1 protein-coding gene is annotated in these 775 nt (G+C 64.8%); it reads left to right on the top strand.

Annotation, left to right across the window (positions count from 1 at the left end; all coding sequences use genetic code 11):
• The coding region (locus tag BN358_RS21605; protein WP_019230570.1) for a substrate-binding domain-containing protein at positions 1-595 on the top strand (595 nt) is incomplete at its 5' end.
• Positions 596-775: the final 180 nt, after the last annotated feature.

Below are 775 nucleotides of genomic sequence, written 5' to 3' on the forward strand. Positions count from 1 at the left end.
TTTCAGCGAGTTTCCGGTGTCGGTCATCAGCGGCGGAGAACTGGCCCCCGGACAGACCGGTGTGTGCATCGCGCAGCGAACCGCAGCCCGCCAGGTCTGCCAACATCTCTTTGACGTCGGCTGCACGCGGGTGGCGCACGTTGCCGGCCCCGACGACTGGTACGACGCCCGTGAACGCGTCACGGGGTGGAAGGAAGCCGTTGCCGGAAGGGACGGGTGCGCCCTCGTGCGTGCAGACAGTTGGGGGTCGGAGGCCGCCTATGTGGTGAGCAAGAGCCTCTTCAGCGGCGAGTCCCGACCCGATGGGATCTTCGCCGCGAACGACCTGCTCGCCCTCGGGGTTCTTCGGGCAGCCAAAGGGGCCGGTCTCGACCTGCCCAGACAGGTCGCTGTCGCCGGATTCGACAACATCGCCGGGTCGGCCTACTTCCAACCCGCACTGACCAGCGTCGAGCAACCATTTGCGGAGGCGGGACGAAGCAGCGTTGACATGCTCCTTGCTGCGATACATGGGGACAGTGGGGGAGTCGTCACGTACACGCCCCGGATAGTGACACGCGCCTCCACCTCCGAGTTCAAAGGTGAGCAAAGCTGATCGGCGCGCCATGAACCGAGTCTCGACCGGACCGGACTCTGATGCGCTGCCGGACCGAATAGTAAACATCAGCTATTCCTTGCCCGAACAGCCTTCCCTGCCAAGCTGGCGCGCATCCAGCGTGGTATGGAATGGCGGGATGCCCCTGCTCATTTGCTCCTGATGAGCACCCGCCGCCGA

Origin of the sequence: Sedimentibacter sp. B4, from assembly GCF_000309315.1 — a bacterium.
Lineage (GTDB): Bacteria > Bacillota > Clostridia > Tissierellales > Sedimentibacteraceae > Sedimentibacter > Sedimentibacter saalensis.